At 29.6% G+C, this 19,857-nt stretch carries 16 protein-coding genes; 5 read left to right on the plus strand and 11 right to left on the minus strand.

The window, feature by feature from the left end:
- Nucleotides 1-28: 28 nt before the first annotated feature.
- The 5 genes from L0U72_RS02800 to L0U72_RS02820 all read right to left on the minus strand — a co-directional run bounded on the left by L0U72_RS02800 (nucleotide 29) and on the right by L0U72_RS02820 (nucleotide 6,889).
- Nucleotides 29-1,363: a hypothetical protein gene (locus L0U72_RS02800; RefSeq protein WP_233898369.1), complete on the minus strand. Its 1,335-nt coding sequence runs from the start codon at nucleotides 1,361-1,363 to the stop codon at nucleotides 29-31.
- 58 nt (nucleotides 1,364-1,421) lie between these two features.
- Complete coding sequence (locus tag L0U72_RS02805; RefSeq protein ID WP_233898370.1) at nucleotides 1,422-3,839, minus strand: TonB-dependent receptor domain-containing protein; 2,418 nt, start codon at nucleotides 3,837-3,839, stop codon at nucleotides 1,422-1,424.
- Nucleotides 3,840-3,975: 136 nt separating this feature from the next.
- On the minus strand, nucleotides 3,976-4,416 hold the full coding sequence (locus L0U72_RS02810; RefSeq protein ID WP_233897815.1) for a DUF2271 domain-containing protein: 441 nt from the start codon (nucleotides 4,414-4,416) through the stop codon (nucleotides 3,976-3,978).
- Nucleotides 4,417-4,491: 75 nt separating this feature from the next.
- Nucleotides 4,492-5,982, minus strand: coding sequence for an ankyrin repeat domain-containing protein (locus L0U72_RS02815; RefSeq protein WP_233898371.1), 1,491 nt, complete (start codon nucleotides 5,980-5,982; stop codon nucleotides 4,492-4,494).
- A gap of 7 nt (nucleotides 5,983-5,989) precedes the next feature.
- The gene (locus L0U72_RS02820; RefSeq protein ID WP_233898372.1) at nucleotides 5,990-6,889 is read right to left on the minus strand and encodes a DUF6607 family protein; all 900 of its coding nucleotides are present in this window, start codon (nucleotides 6,887-6,889) and stop codon (nucleotides 5,990-5,992) included.
- Nucleotides 6,890-7,071: 182 nt separating this feature from the next.
- Here L0U72_RS02820 and L0U72_RS02825 point away from each other — a divergent pair, with 182 nt between their 5' ends.
- Together L0U72_RS02825 and L0U72_RS02830 are read left to right on the plus strand one after the other, a co-directional pair.
- The gene (locus tag L0U72_RS02825) at nucleotides 7,072-9,156 is read left to right on the plus strand and encodes a TonB-dependent receptor plug domain-containing protein (RefSeq protein ID WP_233898373.1); all 2,085 of its coding nucleotides are present in this window, start codon (nucleotides 7,072-7,074) and stop codon (nucleotides 9,154-9,156) included.
- A 62-nt stretch (nucleotides 9,157-9,218) separates the two neighbouring features.
- Nucleotides 9,219-9,896, plus strand: coding sequence for an HmuY family protein (locus L0U72_RS02830; RefSeq protein WP_233884377.1), 678 nt, complete (start codon nucleotides 9,219-9,221; stop codon nucleotides 9,894-9,896).
- A gap of 85 nt (nucleotides 9,897-9,981) precedes the next feature.
- On the opposite strand, the gene uvrA is transcribed toward L0U72_RS02830, so the two are convergent.
- On the minus strand, nucleotides 9,982-12,798 hold the full coding sequence (gene uvrA, locus L0U72_RS02835; protein ID WP_233898374.1) for an excinuclease ABC subunit UvrA: 2,817 nt from the start codon (nucleotides 12,796-12,798) through the stop codon (nucleotides 9,982-9,984).
- Between the two features lie 268 nt (nucleotides 12,799-13,066).
- Between uvrA and L0U72_RS02840 the strand changes: the two genes are divergently transcribed.
- Nucleotides 13,067-13,678, plus strand: a complete 612-nt coding sequence (locus tag L0U72_RS02840) for an RNA polymerase sigma factor (RefSeq protein WP_233898476.1) — start codon at nucleotides 13,067-13,069, stop codon at nucleotides 13,676-13,678.
- A 66-nt stretch (nucleotides 13,679-13,744) separates the two neighbouring features.
- Complete coding sequence (locus tag L0U72_RS02845) at nucleotides 13,745-13,888, plus strand: hypothetical protein (RefSeq protein WP_193699893.1); 144 nt, start codon at nucleotides 13,745-13,747, stop codon at nucleotides 13,886-13,888.
- A 96-nt stretch (nucleotides 13,889-13,984) separates the two neighbouring features.
- Here L0U72_RS02845 and L0U72_RS02850 read toward each other — a convergent pair whose 3' ends face one another.
- On the minus strand, nucleotides 13,985-14,650 hold the full coding sequence (locus tag L0U72_RS02850) for an endonuclease III domain-containing protein (protein ID WP_193706541.1): 666 nt from the start codon (nucleotides 14,648-14,650) through the stop codon (nucleotides 13,985-13,987).
- 145 nt (nucleotides 14,651-14,795) lie between these two features.
- On the opposite strand from L0U72_RS02850, the gene bcp reads away from it, so the two are divergent.
- Nucleotides 14,796-15,248, plus strand: coding sequence for a thioredoxin-dependent thiol peroxidase (bcp, locus tag L0U72_RS02855; protein WP_101916840.1), 453 nt, complete (start codon nucleotides 14,796-14,798; stop codon nucleotides 15,246-15,248).
- Between the two features lie 248 nt (nucleotides 15,249-15,496).
- Here the strand turns inward: bcp and L0U72_RS02860 are convergent, their stop codons facing one another.
- The 4 genes from L0U72_RS02860 to L0U72_RS02875 are packed head-to-tail and all read right to left on the minus strand — an operon-like array spanning nucleotide 15,497 to nucleotide 19,715.
- Entirely contained in the window at nucleotides 15,497-16,141 is a 645-nt protein-coding gene (locus tag L0U72_RS02860) for an alpha/beta hydrolase (protein WP_233898375.1), read from the minus strand.
- A 4-nt stretch (nucleotides 16,142-16,145) separates the two neighbouring features.
- Nucleotides 16,146-16,472, minus strand: coding sequence for a hypothetical protein (locus tag L0U72_RS02865; protein ID WP_101916842.1), 327 nt, complete (start codon nucleotides 16,470-16,472; stop codon nucleotides 16,146-16,148).
- A gap of 28 nt (nucleotides 16,473-16,500) precedes the next feature.
- Nucleotides 16,501-17,760: a dihydroorotase gene (locus L0U72_RS02870; protein WP_233898376.1), complete on the minus strand. Its 1,260-nt coding sequence runs from the start codon at nucleotides 17,758-17,760 to the stop codon at nucleotides 16,501-16,503.
- Nucleotides 17,757-19,715: a BatA domain-containing protein gene (locus tag L0U72_RS02875; RefSeq protein ID WP_233898377.1), complete on the minus strand. Its 1,959-nt coding sequence runs from the start codon at nucleotides 19,713-19,715 to the stop codon at nucleotides 17,757-17,759. Before L0U72_RS02875 ends, L0U72_RS02870 begins: the two co-directional genes overlap by 4 nt.
- Between the last annotated feature and the right edge of the window lie 142 nt (nucleotides 19,716-19,857).

A 19,857-nucleotide genomic window follows, 5' to 3' on the forward strand; every position in this document is an offset into this window, starting at 1 on the left:
TAAATGAATATTTTATTAAAAATAATAATTAATAGATACCTATATATGTACCTTCTGCTAAGTTTTTTAAAGAAGCACCTAGCGTATATCCTGAAGGACTAGTAGAGGTGGTGTCAAAAATATAAATATTACCATCTTCACCTGTTGGTGTAATTGCCATATAAAATTTACCATCTTTTGTAACTGCATTTTGATATTGTGCAAGCCAAAGGTTATCAGGCATATTCATATCAACTACCGTTTTGTTGTATAAATCAACACGAGCTAGTCCCCAAACTGCATCACTAAACCAGTTAACACTAGCATCTGTATTTGCATAAGGAACGTAACCAATACCATTTCCTGCATAGAACCATCCATTAGAGGCTACATTAAAACCTAAAAGATCAGAAAGATTAAAGTTATAGCTATCGTCATAATCTCCGTTTGTTATTTTTAAAATATGGGTATCATATTGATTATTAGGAACAGAAATAACCTGATACACATCACCCTTTTCATCTAAATGAGAAACAGGGGTTCTGTAACCATTTGTTGCTCCAGCAGCAATATCAGTAGCTATTATTTGAGGATTAGTTAAAGAAGGGTAATCTAAAACTAATGTTTCAACATTTTTGTATTTTGCTTTGGTACAACCTCTTCCAGAGCAAGGGTCTATTGGGTTATAAGCGCTTTTTGACATACCGTAGTATATCTTATCACCTGCAATTATGGGAGCATCTACTCTTCCTACATAATTATAGTGATTAACATCTACGCCAGCTATATTAATGGTGTATGGTTTTAAGTCGTTATCACTTACAGGAATAATAATTTCTTCAATAGAGCCAAAAGAAAGGTTTTCTAACCCAACACTCATTATTCTAAGAGAAACGTCCGATCTAATATATTTTTTAGGATCATTTACATCAAAAACTCTTTCTGCATTTCCACCATCAGCATAATGTATAGAAGCTGAATTTTCACTTGCCTTTGTCCATCTAGGATAGGCAGTACCCATAGCAAATTCTACATTTTTTTCATATTCTTGCGTAAAGTTTTCACCACCATTTATTGCAAACTTATAAATTCTTCCACCTCCATAGTCAAGGTTAAAAAGAGAATTTCCTTCTTTTGAAGAAAAAATTCTAGCAGTTCTGGTAGATGGCATTTCGAAGCCTACACCATCATAACTAACAGTAATATTATTGCTAACATCAGTTAAGGTTTGAGTGTATATTTTAGTTTCTCCTGTTGGACTTGCAGATAATGCTAGTGTGAATTTTTGACGTGTATTACTAGGGTCTATAGGAGTTGGTACAGCCTTAGTAGTATCATCACTATTACAAGAAGTAGTAATAATAAAAACAGAAAATAGGCTCATTACAAATAGCTTTTGAGTAAGCATTCTTAAATTAAAATTGATCATAATATATATTAAATTAAAAAATTATATAATTTATTTTTAGGTAAAAAGCACGTCCTGGTTTTTGCAAAGCATAATTATCAAAAACTTGATTGTTAAACATGTTTTTAGCATCAAAAGAGATGGCTATCTTTTTATTAGGGAATTTATGTGTAATACTAATATCATTAACTAATTGTGTTGGTATGATATCTTTTCCTGCACCACCTAACGATTCCCAGTCTCTGTAAAACCAGTGTACATAAGATAGATTTGTAGAAAAAGTTGTTTCTGATTTTTTATGTATTAAATTGTTTAGACTATATTTTATATCGAAATTAGCTGTAAAAAAAGGTGTATTTCTTTCTCTATTTTGATACCAATTAAAAGCTAAACCCTCTTCATTAAATTGAGTATTGAATAACGAATTAAATACTGAAACATTTGTATTGATATCTAATTTTCGGTTATAAGAATAAAAGAGATCAACATCAAAACCTTTACTGATATAACTAAAATCATTTACATATTCTGTAGTTTTATCTGTATTATCTTCTCTAACATTTTTTTTAATTTTATTTTTGGTATCTCTGATAAATGTATTTATCTTAATTTTTGCTTCATTTTTACCAAATTGAAATGTTCCTAAGGTTGCACCAAGATTTAAGTTAGTACTTTTTTCAGGTTTTAGATTGTAGTTAGGTTCTAGGTTTTCAGCAAGATTTCCAAATAATTCTCTTGCAACAGGTAGCCTAAAAGAATTTTCTGCGGATGCTTGTAAAAGAATATCAGGTGTTAATTGGTAAGCCATAGTTCCTCCATAGCCATTAGCATTCATACTTCTGTTAACGTCATTTAGCTCGATAGAGGATGTTTCACTTTCTTTTTTATATTCTATAATGCGAATATTTTGGTTAAATTTTTTATAAAAAACAGTTGTTTTTAATTTGGTATTAAAAGTATTAAAAGAGTATCCTAGTCCTAAAATATTTTTCTTAGAATCTCTTTTGTCTTCTAAATTTCTTATATCTACATGTTTTAAGGGGTCTTCAGAATTTCTAATAAATTGAGAACGTAGAAAATTTACAGTTAATTTATGGTTTTTATTAACTGCATAATTAGCAGTTGCTCTACTTAAGTAAACAGTTTCATTATTTTCTTGTAATGTAGGGTTACCAGCTTCAGCACCTGAAAAATATTGATAATAGCCTATTTGGTTTCCGTTATTATCAAATCGTTTTTTGCGTTTTCCATCCCAGTCATAAATATCAGCAACAGTATCTGTAATTTGTCTTTTTAAATCTGAAAAAGAAGAGAATAGTTCTATTTTTAATTTTTTAGATAGTAAGCGATTGTTTTTATATGAAAGACTAATTAATTTTGTTTGTTGTGCTGTTTTTCTATTTCCGTAAACAGATTCCATAGTAGCTCCATGTTGTATATCACGATTAAAAGAAGAATGAACGATACCAACTAATAGTTCATCTGCCCATTCTTTGTTTGTAATACCTCCATCAATTTTAAAACCATTAGAGGCGTATGAATCATGAAATCGCTTTGCTTTTACATACGTAATATTTCCAGTAGTAGGTTCTGTAGTGTATACTTGATTGCCCCAAACTTTATAATCATTGTCTGAATAATTATAAAAAGCAGAACCTTTTAAAGTTACTCCAGAATTTTTATTATAATAATTACCTAATACAGATGATTGATGTGTATTAAATGAACCGAAAGAATAAGAAGCTTCTAACATATTTCTAGAAATATGTTTGTTTAAAACAACGTTTATAGCACCACCTAAGGCGTCTCCAGCTAATTCAACAGGAACAACACCTTTATAAACTTCTATGCGTTCTATCATTTTTGTAGGAATACTACTTAATGAAAAAGAAGCTCCATACGAATCTATTGGTACGCCATTAATAAAAATACGGATAGCATTACCAGAAAGTCCGTTAATATTGTAATGTGTATGCGAACCTAACCCGCCATTTTGACGTATTCTAACTCCAGATGTTCTATCTAGTATTTCATTGGCTTGAATAGATTGAAGTTTAAGAGCTTTCATTTTAATTGCATTTACAGCAAACCCTTTCATTTCTATTTTCGATTCTATTGTTTTTCCTGTAATTAAAACTTCATCTAAACTATTCGCTTCATTATACTTTAGTCTATGTTTTATAAACATAGGTTTTTTGTTGATATTGAGAGATATTATTTCTGGTTCTTTATTAAAATGTTTGATGTTAATTCTATGTTTTGCGTATGGAACTTTAGTCAACTTAAAAAAACCAGTACTATCTGTTTCAGTGTATATTGTGCTATTTTTTATATATAAAGAAACGTATTTAGCAGGCGCTCCATTTTTAAAATATATGTTGCCTTCTATTGTTCCATTTTGTGAATAGATGGATGTTGTTATAAAAATTAATATGTAGAAAATGTATTTCATTCGTTTATCGACTATATTTTTTTGCAAAGATAGTATTTTATATTAATTTAGATTAGATAAATATAAGCATTTTGTAAAAAACTATTTTTTATTTTTATTTTTAAAATGCTTATTATGTTGTGATTAGCTAACTTTATTATTGAGGAATCATACGGATGTAACGTATAAAACCTTTACCGTCAATTTTACCTTTCATATTTTCTGATGTCAATTCAAATTCAATATCATCTTTGTAATACTCTTGATCTTCAACAGCAGATTCAAATCTAATTTTATATCCTTTATTTAATTTATCATTATCAATTTTAAGAATAGTAATAGCTCTGTTTCCTCCGCTAACAGTAGCACCAGTTAGGGCATCGATATTAGCACGAATTTTCCCTTGAAAATTCCACCATGCAGTAATGTCAGGATACCATTCTTCATCATCGCCCTGAACGTATAAGGTTTCTTCATATGCACCAGATGGATTTAGTAAAGAAACAGTAATATATGCACCTTCACCAATATAGTTCTTCATTTGAATCATACATTTATAGGTGTTATTATCTTTAGTTTTTGAACTAGAAAATGCCATAATACCAAAAGCTATAACTAAAATTATTAGTAATTTTTTCATTTTTTTATATTTAATATCAATTGAGTATTCTGATTATTTTAAAAAGCTAATATCAGTATTTTTTAAAGCTTCATTTTCTCTAGCTAAATCATATAAAGTTTCATTAAAGCTTGTTCTTACGGTCTTTTTGGCACCTTTACTAATTAAATACTTTATAATTTTATCATTTTTAGCTGTTAAAACAGCTTCTTGTAAAGCCGATAATCCTTTTTTATTGATTGCATTAATATCTATGCTATATTTTTTTATAAAATCTAACATTGCTAAACTTTGTTTTTCAACAGCTAAATGATATAACGTATTGCCATTTTTTTGATTCTCTGTAATATCTAATCCTTTAGTTTTTAAAAGTGAAAGTTTTTGTTGAAACTCTTCTTTCTTTTTTTGATTAAAAGTTTTAAATAAATGATAGTTTAAGTTATTTCCTTTAGTGTCAATTACTGAAACATCAGCACCTTTTTCTAATAAGAATTTTAGAATTTCAGGTTTGTTTTTCAAAGCATTTGTAAGTGCGGATTTACCATTTTTATTTGTATGATTAATGTTTTTAGTTTTTGAAGTTAATAACTGTACAACCTTTAAAGAATTTCTTCTTGTTGCTTTTAACAATGGGGTTTCACCATTATTATCTACTTGATTTGCATTAACACCTTTTTCTAAAAAATAGTTGTAAACTTCAATATCTTTATTACTATATGCTATGTTATGAAGTGGAGTTACACCGTCTTTATTTGTAACGTTAGGGTTGATTCCTAAATTTTCTAAGTACTTAATAAAACTTAATGAGTTATAGCCGTTACGTGAGCCTATTGTAGATGCTAATATAGCATTATCACCATTTATGCTAAGGTTTTTATATGGTAATCCCTTTTTTATTAATAATTCTAACATAGCTTTGTTACCTTTATAAGCTGTGTAGTTAAAAGCTCCGTTTCCATTGTTATCTTTACTATCTAGGCTAAGTCCTTTATTTGTAAAATAATTAACAAGTTTAAAGTCTTTTAAATGACCAATTAATAACAATAAAGCATTTGCTCCTTTTTCATCTAAATCATTTTTAATATCGATACCATTTTTGATAAATAAATCATATATTTCTGTATTTGTTTGTCCTGCAACAGCGGCAAAAGTTAAGGGTGAAAAATGATGTGAATCTTTTAAATCTAATCGAGCATTGTTTTCAATTAAGTGTTTTATTAATTCAGTATTTCCTTTATATGCAGCCCAAAAAATATAGGTTCTTTTGTCGTGTGTAAGTTTGTTAACAGGATTTCCTTTTTTAAGGAGTAAATGTTTAATCGTTGCATTGGGTGCTTTTGCTAAAATAGCATAAGTAACGGGATCAAATCCATTAGAACTTAATGCAGTAACATTATTATTTTCTTTTATTTTTTGTTCGACTATTTCAATAGTTGGGTTAGTTTCCCAAAAATCTTTTTCTAAGAATATGTTTGAGTTTTGAGCAGAAATTAGTGAGCTTATAATACAAAAGCTAAATAATAGGGGTAATTTTAATAATTTCATTTTATTTTTATTTTAGAAAAGATTGAATAATTTTGTTTATTTCTTTTTCAGTAGTAATTTCATCTGAAAAAAGATGTTTGTATAAAGGTTTATTTTTTACTTTTTTCTCTAAAGAAAGGTCGGTATTTTTATTAAAAACGTTGTTCCATTCATTTCGGACTAATTGCCATTTTTCTTGATTTTTTTTCCACCAATTCTGTGCAGGTTTACAACGTTCATCGGCTACTTTCACGTAGGTATTGTATCCTTTTTCGTAGGCTATAATCACATCTTTTTCATCAACATTTCTGATGATTTTTTTATTGTCTTGGTCGTGCAACCAGCCATAATTGGTAATTTCATGACGATTTCCTCTTTCGGTTACATTATAATCGTTTCTTTTGGTGTATTCTCTACGAGGCAACGGTGCGTCTGTGGTGCTTTCCCAGTAGGTTTTTCCATCAATATGCACCCAAGAACCTGTTCCCTCATAACGTGGGCTATCATCTACTTGATACACTTTTTGTGTCCATTGATTTTTTACAATTTCCTTTGATTTTTGCTCAAATTTCCAATTTTCATCGCCATTAAACATATAAAAATCTTGATTTTCATACAACCAATCTTGTCGCCAATGTTTTACAATTTGAGGTTTTGCAGGATTTCCGACTTGCAATAAATGTTGTATGGCAATTTTATTATTTTCATCTTCAATTAATTCTGCCCATTCTAAGGCTTTATCAATTTTCATTTTCGATGGTTTGTATAATGAATCGTTGCTATTGTTAAAAGTTTCGGCAAAGTTGAAGGTTACTTCAAAACATCCACACATTTTTTTGATAGCTGTTTTATCTTTTGATTTTTTACTTTGACCGTTTGTTGATAAGGTTGCTAAAAGCACAAAACTTGCTAGAAGTAGTTTTTTCATTGTGTATTATTTTTTGATTAAAATTTTTTATGCAAAAATATATATTTTATTTAGATTGATTAAGAATAACTACATATATTTGTCGAAAATTATTAAGAATGTTTCTATATAGTATGTTTATTAAAATTGTCGATGTTTTTAAAACTGTGAATATTTTGAGCGTTTTCAATGTATTTATTTTTATGAGCATCACTGTTTTTTCGCAAGAAAAATCGGCAGTTGATAATGGCTGTACAGCTTCTTATGGTTTAGATGAAGTGGTGGTAACGGCAACCAGAACCGAGCGTCAATTGAGTTCATTGCCGATGCCTGTTACATTAATTTCAAAAAAGCAGTTACAAAAATCAGGAGCGATTCGTTTAAAAGATATTTTAGAAGAACAAACAGGAATTACTTTAGTTTCTGATTTTGGAGGTTCACAAGGGGTTCAGCTTCAGGGAGTTTCTGCGGATTATACCTTAATTTTAATTGATGGCGTTCCTATTATCGGGCGTGCTTCTGGAAATATTGATTTAAAAAGATTAAGTGTTAATAACATCCAGCAGATAGAAATTGTAAAAGGACCTTCTTCTTCTTTGTACGGTTCTGAAGCGATTGGAGGTGTTATTAATATTATCACTTCGCAACCAAAAAGAGAAAAACTAGAAGGATTTGTTCGTTATTTAGCCAAAGGCGGTGCAACGAATGAATTAGATATCAATACGAATATTAAATGGAAGAGAAGAGGTTTTGGAGTTGTTTCAGGGATAAATTTAAATACAAGTAAAGGTTTTGATTTATCACCAGAAACGGCTTCAAAAACAACTGAAGGACATCAGAATTTTACAGGAAATTTACAACTAAATTATGATTTTTCTGATAAATTAAAAACCATTGTTTCATCACGATATTATACACAATCTCAAGATATTCCTTTTAGTAGAATTGTCAATAAAAATCATCAAAATAATAAAAATGATGAAAAAACTAAAAAAAGTGAAAATAAACGAACAGATTGGAATATAAATACGAAAATAATTCATAAAATAAATGATTCTTGGTCGTTTGATTATCAATTGTATACGACAAAATATACGACTGAAACTATTTTTAATGGCGAAAATAAATGGTATCGTCAAACATTAGTACGTCCTGAAATTAAATCAACCAATACTTTTAGAAAAGGAACTTTAATTCTGGGCGCTGGTGCGAATTTCGATGCTTTAAAAAGAACGGAATTTGAGGATGTTAAAAAATATAATACGCCATATTTCTTCAGTCAGTTTGATTTTAATCCTATCGATAAATTAAATATTATTGTCGGCGCTCGATTTGAAAATAGTAATCAATACGAATCGGCTTTTACACCAAAAATATCGTCAAGTTATAAAATTAATGATTGGATAACAGCAAAAGCATCGGTTGGTTACGGATTTAAAGCTCCCGATTTCAGACAATTATATTTCAATTTTAAAAATTCTGCCAATGGTTATATCGTATTAGGAACGCATACTTTACACGATATTCACGGCGATTTACCAAGTGTAAAACCCATCAAAAAAGAACTTAAAACAGAACGTTCAATTGGCTATAATTTCGGATTTCAATTAAAACCAGCATCAAATTTAAAACTAAATATCAATTTATTTAGAAATGATATTAAGGATATGATTGAATCTTTTGATACGCAATTAAGTGCGTCAAATTTAGGATTGCCTTTAGGAACACGTCTTTTTTCTTATCGAAATATCAATGAAGTATATACGCAAGGAGTGGAACTTGATTTAGTCTATAAAATGACACAAAATTTTAGCTTTTTAGCGGGATATCAGTTTTTAAATTCCGCAGATAAAACAGCAAAACAGCAAATAAAAGACGGGCAAATTTTCTTTAGAAGAACACCGTTTTCAATATCAGAAAAAATGAAAATTTCTGATTATTATGGTTTGGCAGATAGGTCGAAACACATGGCGAATTGCAAACTTTTTTATGAAAATTATCAGCATCATTTCTCGGCAAGTATCAGGGCGGTTTACAGAGGGAAATACGCACCGTTCGACAGCAATAATAGCCAAGGAATTATTGATGATTTTGATAATTTTGTAGCTTCAAATACGAACGTGAATGTAACAATGTCTAAAACGTTTTTCAATTTGATGCATGCTCAAATAGGCATTAACAATCTTTTTAATGAAAAAGGTATTGCAAATAAAGAAAAATTTGCCAATAATGATACCGTTTTACGTTTAGGAACAACGTATTATGCAAGTTTACAATTTGATTTTTAAGAAAATAATCATCTATAATTACTCAAATAATCACTATTACTAAAATTAATTTATCAGATAAAATGAATTATTTACAATCAAGAAAATCGAAAATAATAAAATTAGAAAAAATAATAAAGTCAATTTTAGCCGTAATAATGATTTCTTTTTTAACCGTTTCGTGTAGCGATAATACCACAGATGAGGTTCTTAAAGAAGTTACAGCTAAAAAAATCATCAATTTACACGCAAAACAATCAATTGATTATACGATAGAACCTTCAATAGCTTCGGGTGAATTTATAAAATTTAGCTTCAAAAAAGGTAAAGTTGTAACCGATGATACTTGGGATATTGCCTTTAGAGCAACCACAATTATTGTTAATGGAGGAGAATCAACAGGTATTAAAGAAGAGCCAAAAAGAACAGGAAATGCTAGTATTAGCTTAGCAATAGGTACATTTTCAAGCATTGTAAAAGCTCCAGATGCGAGTCGTTTTAAGCAAGATGAAAAAGGAATTTTAGCATTGCCAAAGAGTTTGTGGTATACTTATAATTTTTCGGATCATAGTATAAATCCTGTGGCAGGAAAAGTTATTGTGGTGAAAACGATTGATGGAAATTATGCGAAGATGGAAATTTTAAGTTATTATAAAGATATGGACACTTCAAATTCTGCCGATCCTGAAAATTCAGGTGCACAATATTATACGTTTAATTACACGTACAACCCGAATACTGGAGATAAAAATCTTCAGTAGTTTCTATTTAATTTTTGAATTTTTTGTTAGTTTTTGTTATGTTAAAGCTGTCTGGTTTGTTAAAAACCAGATAGCTTTTCTAATTTTACTTCAGTTTTTCCGCGATATATGGTGCAATTAATGCTATTTTATTTTTTGATAATTCCTCTGGAGTTCCTGTAAAAATAAGGTTTCCGCCATTTTTTCCACCTTCTAAACCCAGGTCAATAATATAATCGGCACATTTAATTAATTCGATATTATGTTCAATTACAATAATCGAATGTCCTTTATGAATCAAAGCATTGAAAGAGGCAAGTAATTTTTTAATATCATGAAAATGAAGTCCTGTGGTTGGTTCATCAAAAATAAATAAAGTTTTATCTTTGGTCGTTCCTTTCATTAAAAAAGATGCCAATTTAATACGCTGTGCTTCTCCGCCCGATAAAGTTGCTGAAGATTGTCCTAATTGCACATATCCTAAACCGACATCTTGCAAGGGTTTTAATTTTCTAGCAATTTTAGGTTGATCAAAATTGGTGAAAAAAGCTACGGCATCATCAATGGTTAAATTTAAAATATCATCAATAGATTTTTTCCCAAATTGAACTTCTAATACTTCTTTTTTGAAGCGTTTTCCATGGCAAGTATCACATTGTAAATGCACATCTGCCATAAATTGCATTTCAATGGTAACTTCGCCTTCGCCTTTACAAACCTCGCAACGTCCTGCATCTACATTAAAAGAAAAATGTTTTGGTTGATAATTTCTGATGCTTGCTAATTTTTGAATCGAGAATAATTTTCGAATATCATCATAGGCTTTTATATAGGTTACAGGGTTTGATCTTGAGGAGCGTCCAATCGGGTTTTGGTCGATAAATTCGACGTGTTTTATGCTTTCAAAACTTCCTGTAATTTCGGTAAATTGTCCTAATTTTTCACCATATCCATAGAGTTTTTTCTGCATCGCAGGATATAAAATATTTTTGACGAGCGTACTTTTTCCACTTCCAGAAACGCCTGTAATAACGGTTAAAGTATTCAGCGGAAAAGAAACGTCAATATTTTTTAAATTATGTTCACGAGCGCCAATAATATTAATCGTATTTGTTGATTTTTTACGTGTTTTTGGAATCTCAATTTTAAGTTCTTCGGATAAGTATTTAGCGGTTAAAGAATCCGATTTCATAATATCTTTAAAAGTTCCTTCGGCAACGATATTTCCGCCATAGGTTCCTGCTTCGGGACCGATATCAATAATATAATCGGCTTGTTTCATAATATCTTCATCGTGTTCTACCACGATAACCGTATTTCCTAAATCACGTAAATTTTTAAGAACTTCGATGAGTTTTTCGGTATCTTTTGGATGCAATCCGATACTTGGTTCATCTAAAATATACATCGATCCAACGAGCGAACTTCCTAGAGAAGTTGCCAAATTGATACGCTGACTCTCTCCGCCAGAAAGCGTGTTGGAAGTTCTATTTAAAGTTAGATAATTCAAGCCAACATCGGTTAAAAACTGCAAACGATTTTTAATTTCTGTTAGCAATCTTTTTGCGATGGCATTTTCATTTTTATCGAGTTTTAAAGTATTGAAAAATTCCGATAATTCATCTAAAGGAAGTGTTACTAAATCCGAAATTATTTTGCCATGAACTTGTACATAATTGGCTTCTTTTCGCAATCTTTTTCCGTTACAATCGGGGCAAATTGTTTTCCCTCGATAGCGAGAAAGTAGCACTCTATTTTGAATTTTATAGCTTTTTTGCTCTAGTTTTTTGAATAAATCATGGATACCTTCAAATTTTGTAGTTCCGTCCCAAATTAATTTTTTCTGAGTTTCAGAAAGTTCAAACCAAGGTTTATGAATGGGAATATCAAAATCCATGGCGTTTAAAATTAAATTCTCTTTATAAATTTTATAGCTATCGGTTTTAAAAGGAAAAATGGCATCTTCAAAAATAGATAATCCTGTATTTGGAATCACTAATTCTTGGTCAATACCAACGACATTTCCATAACCTTCACAGGTCGGACAAGCTCCGTACGGATTGTTAAAACTGAATAAATGCGTGTTGGGTTCTAAAAAAGTAATGCCGTCTAATTCAAATTTATTGCTAAATTCTGTAATTTTTTTAGCTGAATTATCGCCTAAATTTTCAATAAAACACGTTCCTTTTCCTTCAAAAAAAGCCGTTTGAATGGCGTCGGCTAAACGATTATAAAAATCATCGTCATTTTTTGTGATAACTCTATCAACGACTAAAAAAAGTGTTTTTTCTGATAAATTTTCAAGTTCAGGGTGAGCTTCTAAAGCGAAATCTTCAATTCTTTCAACCTTATTTTGATATTTTACACGAGCATATCCTTGTTGTATTAACACTTGTAAAACGGTTTTTAAATCGCTATTTTCAGGAATAAAAACGGGTGCTAAAAGCAATAATTTCGAGCGTTCTTCGAATGTTTTTAGATGATTAATAACATCAGAAACCGTATGTTTTTTTACTTCTTTTGCTGAAATAGGTGAAATTGTTTTACCGATTCGGGCGTATAAAAGTTTTATATAATCATAAATTTCGGTGGAAGTTCCTACGGTTGAGCGTGGATTGGTAGAATTTACTTTTTGTTCAATCGCAATTGCGGGAGCAATTCCTTTAATATAATCTACTTTTGGTTTGTGTAATTTCCCTAAAAATTGACGGGCATAAGACGATAAACTTTCCACATAACGTCGCTGTCCTTCGGCGTATAAGGTGTCAAAAGCTAAGGTCGATTTTCCAGAACCTGAAAGTCCTGTAAGTACGACTAATTTATTTCGAGGAATTACGACATCAATATTTTTTAAATTGTGCAGTTTTGCTCCTTTTATAATAATATTTTCTTTTGGATTTATCGTAGAAAGGTCTCTTTTCATTTGCTTTAAAATAAGCTATAAAAATACCATTTTTCCAAAGATTGTAGAAGCTCTTTTTAAAAAAAATAAGATAAAATAGTCTTTAGAGTTGTTTTTCTTGATAAAAAAAAGCATATTTGTAAATCGCTACAAATCAGTAAATAATAGTAAATACATCAAAAACTAAAAGCCTATACGTTAAAAAATTACTTTTTTAAAATAAAATTTTGAATACACTTAAAAAGAGTACGTGAGTGCTCCGAAAAAAAGTACACTAAAAAAAGTAATTATGGTACATGAAAATATTGCAAAAAGTATTGTAAAAGATGTTGTAAGCGATAGTATTTTAGTAAAAGATTATCTTAACGGAAAAGAATCGGCAATAGCGGTATTAATTAAACGTCATCAGCAACGATTATACAGTTTTATTTATAGTAAAGTACACGATAGAAGCACTACCGAAGATATATTTCAAGACACTTTTATAAAGGTAATTCGCACCCTAAAAAAAGGACGCTATAACGAAGAAGGGAAATTTTTACCTTGGGTGATGCGTATTTCTCATAATTTAATTATTGATTTTTTCAGGAAAAATAATCGAATGCCAAAATTTAATAATACCGATGATTTTGACATTTTTTCAGTACTTGCTGATGGAGCATTAAATATTGAAAATAAAATTATAAAAGAGCAAATACTCGCCGATGTAAAGTTGTTAATTGAAGAGTTGCCTGTCGAACAAAAAGAGGTTTTAAAAATGCGTATTTATAACGATATGAGTTTTAATGAAATTTCAGAAAACACAGGCGTAAGTATCAATACGGCTTTAGGTAGAATGCGCTATGCATTGATTAATTTGCGAAAAATAATCGAAAAAAATAATATTATTTTGGTGAATTAAGCAATAATCAACAAGGAACATCGTTAGTTATTTGAACACCTTATTATAAGGATTAAAGTACGTACTATGATGCAAATTTACTCAGAAAAATCATCAGAATTTAATAGCAATCCTAAAAAAGAAACGGTTCAGTTTTTAATCAATTTTTCAAAATCATTGAAGGTTATAAAAACGAAATCAAACTTTTTTATGGAGTTAAACTTGAATTAAATTTTGAATTAAACTTTACGAAAAGCTTCGATAAAAAATTTGATAACATAATTATTGAAGCTTTTTTAGGATTAATTCTACTACTTATCTTCGTTGTTAATTTTTAGGTTTATTATTTTTGTAATAATCGTCTAAAACCGTTTTTCTTCCGATAGTTTTGGTGATGATATCTTTTTCTAAATCCCAGCCACGAGCGGGAGAATATTCACGTCCGTACCAAATTATTTGTAAATGAAGGTCGTTCCAAAGTTCTTTTGGAAATAAACGTTTGGCGTCTTTTTCGCTTTGCACTACATTTTTTCCATTGGATAAATTCCAACGATATAACAACCGATGAATGTGCGTATCAATAGGAAACGCAGGAACTCCAAAGGCTTGGCTCATCACTACGCCTGCGGTTTTATGCCCAACGGCGGGTAATTCTTCTAGATATTCAAAACTTTCAGGTACTTTTCCTTGATGTTTTTCAATTAAAATTTTTGATAATCCATAAATTCCTTTTGATTTCATAGGCGATAAGCCACAAGGACGGATAATTTCCTTAATTTCTTCGATACTCATTTTTACCATATCATAAGGATTATCCGCTTTAGCGAAGAGCAAAGGCGTAATTTTATTTACTCGAACATCGGTACATTGTGCCGATAATAAAACAGCAATTAACAAGGTATACGGATCTTTATGTTCTAAAGGAACAGGGATTTCAGGATATAATTTTGCTAAAGTATCAATCACAAATTGCACTTTTTCCGCTTTCGTCATTTTTTGTGTTTTATAAGAATATGTTACAAGATATATGTATCAAAGATACAACGTGTATTTAAATTATCGAAAATCTTGAAGCTCTTATAAGTATTATAATTTTGTGTAACTTTGGAAATATACAAAATTTTGAAACTCAAAAATTATGACAACATTACAAATAGGAGATACGGCACCAAATTTTGAATCTGTCGATGAAAAAGGAAATACCATAAAACTTTCTGATTATAAAGGTAAAAAATTAGTGTTGTTTTTTTATCCGAAGGCAAGCACGCCAGGTTGTACCAATGAAGCCTGCGATTTAAGAGATAATTATCAAACTTTTTTGGCAAAAGGCTACGCTGTTTTGGGTGCAAGTGCCGATTCTGCAAAGCGTCAGCAAAATTGGATTAACAAACATGAATTGCCTTTTCCGTTATTGGTTGATGAGCAAAAAGAAGTTATAAATGCTTTTGGCGTTTGGGGACCTAAAAAATTTATGGGAAAAGAATACGAAGGAATCCACCGAACAACCTTTATTATTGATGAAAATGGAATTATTGAAAATATCATCAGTAAAGTAAAAACGAAAGAACACGCACGTCAAATTTTAGGCTAAGTTTTAGTTTTTGCTTATTTATTTATTTATGATGAAATAAAATATAAAAAACCGAGTTTTAAGCTCGGTTTTTTTATGTTAGAATCTGTTTAATTTTCATCTGAAAAAAAAAATATAGCAAAAAAATAAGAAATTGCATCCGTCAACCTGAATTTAGTTCAGGTTCGCATCCTGATTTGCCGTAATTCTCCTATTGATGCGATGCTGAACTAAATTCAGCATGACGAGAAGTTACTCTTTATTTAATTTTACAAACGTTTTTCTATCCAATTTTTAAAACTATAAAAATTTTGAGGAGCAACGCCATGACCAACAGGATATTCTGAATACTCATTTTTTAAATTATTTTTCTCCATAAATACAGGTGTTTTTCTTGCCCAATCTACAGGAATTACTTGGTCAACTGTTCCGTGTGAACTGTAATAATCCGTTGTAATATTCGTGTTTTCTGTAGCGTTTTGTTCAATTAAATTTTCATCAATATAACCGCTCAAGGCAATAACGTGTTGTACTTTATTTGGATACTTAAAACTCAACGCATAACTTAAAATCGCACCTTGACTAAAACCTAAAATAAAAGTTTTATCAGGATTTGTGTTATATTTTGCCTTGATTTCATCAATAAAAACAGCAATTTTATCCATAGAATTTTTTGCTTGTACTAAATCTGAAAACTTCCCTTTTACGGCATCAAAATTAATAGCATACCAAGCAAAAGCACCGCCTCCCATTTCGTAAGGTGCTTGTGCGCTAACAATAAGCAAATCTTCGGGAAGTTCTTGGGCAAATGAAAATAAATCTTGCTGGTTACTGCCGTATCCGTGTAATAAAATTAATAAAGCAGGATTTTTAACCGTATTTTTTGGTTCTCTTATAATGTATTGTAAACTCATTTTTTTAAATTTCTTTGAACCAATCTTGAAAATATTCACCAATAATTGGAATTAATTTTTTCTCTCCTTTTAAAACAGCTATAAAACTTAAAATCCAAAGAATAAATAGTGAAATTCCAATTGTCCAGCCAATAAAACTACCTAAATATTTATAAACTAACCAGCCGTTTAAGAAAGATAAAATATGTAATCCTGTCATTTGGCGAATGTAAAAACTAGTATATTGATTTTTAGTATTTAGATTTAATACAAAGGCAATGATAGTTCCGATAATCCAAAAATGACTAATCACTGCATTTGTTTTTCCTTCACTGATTGTTATATTATTCATAATTATTAGGGTATATTTTTAGGTAAGATTAATCATTTAAAATTAATTGGTTATTGTTATAAATTCCGTATACTTTTCCTTTGATTTCTTTTTCTAAAAATACACTATTTTTTGAAGTTGATAAAATATCTTTTTCAGTAAAAGTATAAGTTCCTTCTGGATTGAAAAATGTTAAATTGGCAATTTCATTTTCTTTAATGGTTGTTTTTTGAAGTCCAAAACGTTCTTTCGGATTTTTAGATAAACAGTTTACAATGGTTTCTAAATCTAAGATTGAATTTAAAATTCCGAAAGCCGTTTCTAAACCGATAGTTCCATCTTTAGCGTTAGAAAATTCCACTTTTTTATGTTCAATATCAATTGGATTATGGTCGGAAGTAATCATATCAATTGTACCATTTTGAATACCTTTTATCAATGCGTTCACATCTTGGGAAGTTCTTAAAGGCGGATTTACTTTTTTATTTCCATCAAATTGATGCAATTCATCATCGGTTAAAAATAAGTTGTGAACTGCGACGCTACAAGAAACATTTAAACCATTTTCTTTAGCTTTTTTGATTAATTCAACCGATTTTTTAGTAGAAATTGTAGGAATATGTAATTTTCCACCTGTATATTCTAGTAAAAATAAATCACGAGAAATTTGTAATTCTTCTGCTAAGGCAGGAATTCCTTTTAAGCCTAAAAGCGTACTATTTTTACCTTCATTTACGACACCTTCTCCAGCAATGGCGTTATTTTTAGGGAAACTAAGGGTTAAACCATTAAAATTTTGTGTATAAAGTAAGGCTATTTTGAGTAAATTATCATTTGAAATTGGTTTGTTATAATCGCCAAAAGCAATTGCACCAGCTTGTTGCATATCATACAATTCTGCCATTTCAGCACCTTTACTTTGCTGGGTTAATGCGCCAATAGGATGTAAATTTGTTGCCGATTTATTGGCTCTATATATCAAAAATTCAACGGTCGCTTTGTTGTCAATTACAGGATTTGTGTTTGGATTAACCGCAATATCTGTAAAACCACTTTTAGAAGCTACTTTCAAACCATTTTTGATGGTTTCACGTTCTTCATAACCTGGTTCGCCCAAACAAACGCTGGTATCAAACCAACCTGTGGAAGCGTGTAAATTGTTACGTTTTATAACGTTATATTCTTTTTCTTCGGATATAAAATCCTCAATTTTACTGATAATTCCATCAGTAATTAAAATATCTTTTTGTTGTTGGTGGTAGGCACTAGAAGCATCAATAATTGTTACCGATTTAAACAGCGTTGTCATGTTTTAAAGAATTTTAAGATAAAAATTTCTGTCAGCAAAGATACAATGGCTAATGCTAAAAACCATTTCCAAAGCCATTGAATTTTAGATTCCTGATTGCTATTTTGCAAGGTATTTTCTACAGAATTTGAAATTGTTTTATTTTTAAGTTCTTCAATATTCCGAATATCTAAGAAATTTAAAGAACTTTCTTGCTTCGGATAATTAAAAGCGATATTTTTTAAGATATTATTTTGTTGTTTTATTTGATAAAATCCAGCCTGTAACGGTTGATTTATAGTGGTAATTTCTATGTTATTTTGACGTGTTTTTTGCAATGGAATAAAGGAAGTTTCGGTATTTGAAATTTGTAAAACTTCCGATTTTTTGATACTATTATTTTTATGGATACCAATATTGATACTATTTTTTGTGTTAATTCGATAATATAATTGGGGTTGTTTTCGCCTTTTTTTAGCGATATTATAAAAAAGAGGCACAATCAAAGGTGAATTTATAAAATTACTATTTTTGGAATCAAGCGATGAAGCAACCCAAAAAATTGCCGAATTATTGGTGTTTATTTGTTGGATAAAAGCATTTTTATTTTCAAAATTAAGAATAGTGCTACTATTTTTAAAATTCGTTTTGTATTGTTTTTTTACATAAGGATATTGAAAATTTTGAATTTCTTTTTCAAATACATTTTTCAAAATCGGATGTTTATAATTGATATTTGTAATTTTTAAAGTGTCTTTTTTTTCTGAAATAATGCGTCCAATTTGGAGCTTTTTAAATAAAGTATTATAAGATGAAATTGTTGCGTTTTTGGCTGGAATAATAACTAGATTTCCGCCTTTGATTGAATAATCAACTAAACTTTTGGTAAGTGTTTCTGATATTTTTTCAATTTCATTTACGATAATTAGTTCTTGTTTTTCAAGTAGATTATAATTCAAATTTTGCACCGAAGAAGTGGTTAAATCGAATTCATTATTGGTATAAATTCGGTTTAAAAAATCGGTATTTTTAGTTTCACAAATATTTAAAACAGCCATTTTTGGATTTGAATTTATACAGAAATAAAATGTATTATCAAAAGCATAGGCATCGTTATAGTCGACTTGAATTTTACCAGAAAATTCCGCTGATTTCAGAATTGAAAAAATAACGGTCGTTGTTTTATTTTCATCAACAGTAAACATTTGTTTGTTGTTCAATTCCTGTTTTTTATAGAGTGAAATAGGAATTTCTTCTTTATATTTTCCTTGGTTTCTGATAACAATATGAATGTTTGTCGTTGCATTTTTTCCCTGACTTAGATAAACGCTATCAATAGAGATATTGTTTTTTAAAACGGGTGTTAATTTGACGAAAGTAGTATTTTTAGGCAAGGAATTAACATCGCTTATTTTTACATTTTGAAAATCAGAAATAAGCGTGTTTTTAGTATTTTTATGTTGTTTGTTTTCAGAGGATATTTTTAATAAAACTGTTTTTATATCGGTTTTTTTAGCGGTATTTTTGATGTTTACTAAAATGCTTTTTAATTCTGTGGCGGTTTTATTTTTATAAAAATCAGCATTAGTGAGTAAAGAATAGGTAGTTTTTTTGGAAAGATTTTCCATGATTTCTTGTATGGAAACTTGCAATAAATCACCCTTTTCGCCTTGCGTATTTGTGCTTAAAGAATTGTCTAAATATATTGATACATAGGAGTTTTCGCTCTCTTTATGATTTCCAAAATAAGGTTGTGCAAAAGCGAAAATTATCGCTGTAAGTAACAATAGGCGTGTGGCTAAAATTAGCCATTTTTTTAGACGAGAACTTTTGCGAGTCTGCAACGCAATTTTTTTTAAAAAAGCGACATTGGTAAACGGTACTTTTACAAATTTCTGAAATTGAAAAAGATGAATTAAAATCGGAATTAACAAAACTGCTAAGAAATATAAAATTTCAGGATGTTTAAATTGCATAGAATTGCCTCTTTTTTATTGAAAATAAAACTTGTAAAATATATTTTTCAGAATATAAATGTAAAAATAGGTAAATAGATGCTTGATTTTCGAGCATGGCATCAAATTTTAGTATTTTTGATGCTTCATAAGCAACTTGTTT

Origin of the sequence: Tenacibaculum piscium (assembly GCF_021390755.1) — a bacterium.
Taxonomy (GTDB): Bacteria; Bacteroidota; Bacteroidia; order Flavobacteriales; family Flavobacteriaceae; genus Polaribacter; species Polaribacter piscius.

Excerpts from the sequence above, each read along its gene's own strand:
- L0U72_RS02800 (WP_233898369.1), bottom strand. The coding sequence starts at position 1,363 with ATGAGCCTATTTTCTGTTTTTATTATTACTACTTCTTGTAATAGTGAT.
- L0U72_RS02805 (WP_233898370.1), bottom strand. The coding sequence starts at position 3,839 with ATGAAATACATTTTCTACATATTAATTTTTATAACAACATCCATCTAT.
- L0U72_RS02810 (WP_233897815.1), bottom strand. The coding sequence starts at position 4,416 with ATGGCATTTTCTAGTTCAAAAACTAAAGATAATAACACCTATAAATGT.
- L0U72_RS02815 (WP_233898371.1), bottom strand. The coding sequence starts at position 5,982 with ATGAAATTATTAAAATTACCCCTATTATTTAGCTTTTGTATTATAAGC.
- L0U72_RS02820 (WP_233898372.1), bottom strand. The coding sequence starts at position 6,889 with ATGAAAAAACTACTTCTAGCAAGTTTTGTGCTTTTAGCAACCTTATCA.
- L0U72_RS02825 (WP_233898373.1), top strand. The coding sequence starts at position 7,072 with ATGAGCATCACTGTTTTTTCGCAAGAAAAATCGGCAGTTGATAATGGC.
- L0U72_RS02830 (WP_233884377.1), top strand. The coding sequence starts at position 9,219 with ATGAATTATTTACAATCAAGAAAATCGAAAATAATAAAATTAGAAAAA.
- uvrA (WP_233898374.1), bottom strand. The coding sequence starts at position 12,798 with ATGAAAAGAGACCTTTCTACGATAAATCCAAAAGAAAATATTATTATA.
- L0U72_RS02840 (WP_233898476.1), top strand. The coding sequence starts at position 13,067 with ATGGTACATGAAAATATTGCAAAAAGTATTGTAAAAGATGTTGTAAGC.
- L0U72_RS02845 (WP_193699893.1), top strand. The coding sequence starts at position 13,745 with ATGATGCAAATTTACTCAGAAAAATCATCAGAATTTAATAGCAATCCT.
- L0U72_RS02850 (WP_193706541.1), bottom strand. The coding sequence starts at position 14,650 with ATGACGAAAGCGGAAAAAGTGCAATTTGTGATTGATACTTTAGCAAAA.
- bcp (WP_101916840.1), top strand. The coding sequence starts at position 14,796 with ATGACAACATTACAAATAGGAGATACGGCACCAAATTTTGAATCTGTC.
- L0U72_RS02860 (WP_233898375.1), bottom strand. The coding sequence starts at position 16,141 with ATGAGTTTACAATACATTATAAGAGAACCAAAAAATACGGTTAAAAAT.
- L0U72_RS02865 (WP_101916842.1), bottom strand. The coding sequence starts at position 16,472 with ATGAATAATATAACAATCAGTGAAGGAAAAACAAATGCAGTGATTAGT.
- L0U72_RS02870 (WP_233898376.1), bottom strand. The coding sequence starts at position 17,760 with ATGACAACGCTGTTTAAATCGGTAACAATTATTGATGCTTCTAGTGCC.
- L0U72_RS02875 (WP_233898377.1), bottom strand. The coding sequence starts at position 19,715 with ATGCAATTTAAACATCCTGAAATTTTATATTTCTTAGCAGTTTTGTTA.